Consider the following 2,415-nt stretch of genomic DNA (forward strand, 5'->3'; position numbering starts at 1 on the left):
AGACGAGCCATCATGGTCAAGCCCGTGGGGGGAAGGTCGCCCTGGTTGGCATATTGAGTGTTCGGCAATGAGTAACAAGCACTTAGGTGCGCATTTTGATATTCATGGTGGTGGCTCAGATTTACAATTCCCCCACCACGAAAATGAAATTGCACAGTCTTGCTGCGCAACGGGCGAAAAGTATGTAAATACCTGGATCCACACCGGCATGGTACAAGTAAATAAAGAAAAAATGTCTAAGTCGTTAGGCAACTTCTTTACACTGCGTGATGTTCTTAAAGAGTATGATCGTGAGTCGGTACGCTTTTTCTTAATTAATGGTCATTATCGTAGCCAACTGAATTACTCAACGGAGAATTTAGAGCAAGCACGTGCAGCAATGGAACGTATCTACACCGCACTTCGTGGTGTTGACGTCATTGAAACATCCCTTGAAAATGATTATGTGGCGCGCTTTAACGCAGCTATGAATGATGATTTCAATACGCCTGAAGCCCTACCGGTAATTTTCGAACTTGCAAAAGAAATTAATCGCTTAAAAGATGAAGATGCGAATCAAGCTGGTCAACTTGCATTTATTCTTAAAACGCTGGGTGAAATATTAGGTATTGCACAGCAAGATCCAGAGAGCTTTTTACAAGGTGAGCAGGATGATAATGAAGTGGCAGAAATTGAAGCCTTGATTTTACAGCGTAACCAAGCCCGTGCAGATAAAAACTGGGCACTAGCAGATGAAGCCCGTGATAAGCTAACCGATATGGGTGTTGTGCTTGAAGATAGCGCAGGTAAAACAACTTGGCGTAAAGCTTAATTAATTAAGCTTAAACAATAAAAAAGGTTGCCACGGCAACCTTTTTTATTTCGGCTAGATTTAAATCTAAAATCTAGCTGTGATATGTTTCACACGCTTCAAGTGTGTTCGCAATTAAGCTTGCAACTGTCATAGGACCAACACCACCTGGTACTGGTGTGATGAAGCTGGCGTTTTGCGCTGCTACATCATAAGCCACATCACCTACTAATTGACCTGACTCTAAGCGGTTAATACCTACATCAATAACAATCGCACCTTTTTTAATCCACTCACCAGGAATAAACTCTGCTTTACCAACAGCAACAACAACTAAATCTGCGCGGCGCACATGTTCTTCAAGGTTTTTAGTAAACTTATGACATACCGTTGTTGTACAACCAGCAAGTAATAGCTCTAATGCCATTGGACGACCAACAATGTTTGATGCACCAACAACAACAGCATCCATACCTTTGTATTTAACGCCTGTTGAATCAAGTAATGTGATAATGCCTTTTGGTGTACACGGGCGAAGTGCAGGCATACGCTGTGCTAAACGGCCTACATTATATGGGTGAAAACCATCAACATCTTTATGTGGAGTAATTCTTTCAAGAATTTTTTCAGCATCAAGGCCTTCCGGTAATGGCAACTGCACTAAGATACCATCTACTTCTGGGTCATTATTTAACTGCTCAACTAAATCCAGTAACTGTTGTTGTGTTGCATCACCAGGTAAATCAAAAGATTTAGAAACAAAACCCACTTCTTCACATGCTTTACGTTTTGAGCCAACATAAACTTGGCTGGCAGGATCTTGTCCTACTAATACAACCGCAAGACCGGGTGCGCGTTGACCTTGTTCTTTACGTTCTGCTACGCGCTGTGCAACAGATGTTCTAACTTGTTTTGCAATTGCTTTGCCGTCAATGATGTTTGCTGACATTAAAAAACCTACATATAAGATACTAAAGTGTGGAGTGGGGCGCATTTTCTCACGAATTTACCCAATAGCCAACAGTGCAAAGCGGACAAATGTCCGATAAGTTTGTTTATCTTTTATTCGTTACAATAGGGGGTATAACAAAAACTGAACACTTAGTGCTAAAATTAACCACTTAAACACTTTTTTCAAAAAAAAGGTTTGACGGGACTAGGTCAAATCACTATTATGCACCCCGTTGTTTACGAGCACTCACATGAATGTTCAAAAGCAGTCGGCGTTTAGCGCAGCTTGGTAGCGCACTTGGTTTGGGTCCAAGGGGTCGCAGGTTCAAATCCTGCAACGCCGACCATTTTTATAAAGGGTTTCTGCACAATAGGTGTGGTTCGAAATGCGCCCGTAGCTCAGCCGGATAGAGCAACGGCCTTCTAAGCCGTCGGTCGAAGGTTCGAATCCTTCCGGGTGCGCCATTTGTAAAAATAAAACAACACACTGCATAAAGTAGTGGCGGCTGTAGCTCAGTTGGTAGAGCCCTGGATTGTGATTCCGGTTGTCGCGAGTTCAAGTCTCGTCAGTCGCCCCATCTTACTTTATTACTGTATCGGCGTTTAGCGCAGCTTGGTAGCGCACTTGGTTTGGGTCCAAGGGGTCGCAGGTTCAAATCCTGCAACGCCGACCA

2 protein-coding genes and 4 tRNA genes are annotated in these 2,415 nt (G+C 43.1%); 5 read left to right on the top strand and 1 reads right to left on the bottom strand.

The window, feature by feature from the left end; translation table 11 throughout:
* A partial coding sequence (locus ABYD77_RS18865; protein WP_372771635.1) for a cysteine--tRNA ligase occupies positions 1-811 on the top strand: 811 nt, incomplete at its 5' end.
* A gap of 73 nt (positions 812-884) precedes the next feature.
* On the opposite strand, the gene folD is transcribed toward ABYD77_RS18865, so the two are convergent.
* Positions 885-1,739, bottom strand: coding sequence for a bifunctional methylenetetrahydrofolate dehydrogenase/methenyltetrahydrofolate cyclohydrolase FolD (gene folD, locus ABYD77_RS18870; RefSeq protein WP_372771636.1), 855 nt, complete (start codon positions 1,737-1,739; stop codon positions 885-887).
* A gap of 272 nt (positions 1,740-2,011) precedes the next feature.
* On the opposite strand from folD, the gene ABYD77_RS18875 reads away from it, so the two are divergent.
* The 4 genes from ABYD77_RS18875 to ABYD77_RS18890 all read left to right on the top strand — a co-directional run bounded on the left by ABYD77_RS18875 (position 2,012) and on the right by ABYD77_RS18890 (position 2,415).
* Positions 2,012-2,088, top strand: a tRNA-Pro gene (locus ABYD77_RS18875).
* A 41-nt stretch (positions 2,089-2,129) separates the two neighbouring features.
* A tRNA-Arg gene (locus tag ABYD77_RS18880) sits at positions 2,130-2,206 on the top strand.
* Between the two features lie 37 nt (positions 2,207-2,243).
* Positions 2,244-2,319: transfer RNA gene (locus tag ABYD77_RS18885), tRNA-His, on the top strand.
* Positions 2,320-2,338: 19 nt separating this feature from the next.
* Positions 2,339-2,415: transfer RNA gene (locus tag ABYD77_RS18890), tRNA-Pro, on the top strand.

It is taken from the genome of Pseudoalteromonas sp. (assembly GCF_041629635.1).
In the GTDB taxonomy this organism is placed as follows: domain Bacteria; phylum Pseudomonadota; class Gammaproteobacteria; order Enterobacterales; family Alteromonadaceae; genus Pseudoalteromonas.

Excerpts from the sequence above, each read along its gene's own strand:
- folD (WP_372771636.1), bottom strand. The coding sequence starts at position 1,739 with ATGTCAGCAAACATCATTGACGGCAAAGCAATTGCAAAACAAGTTAGA.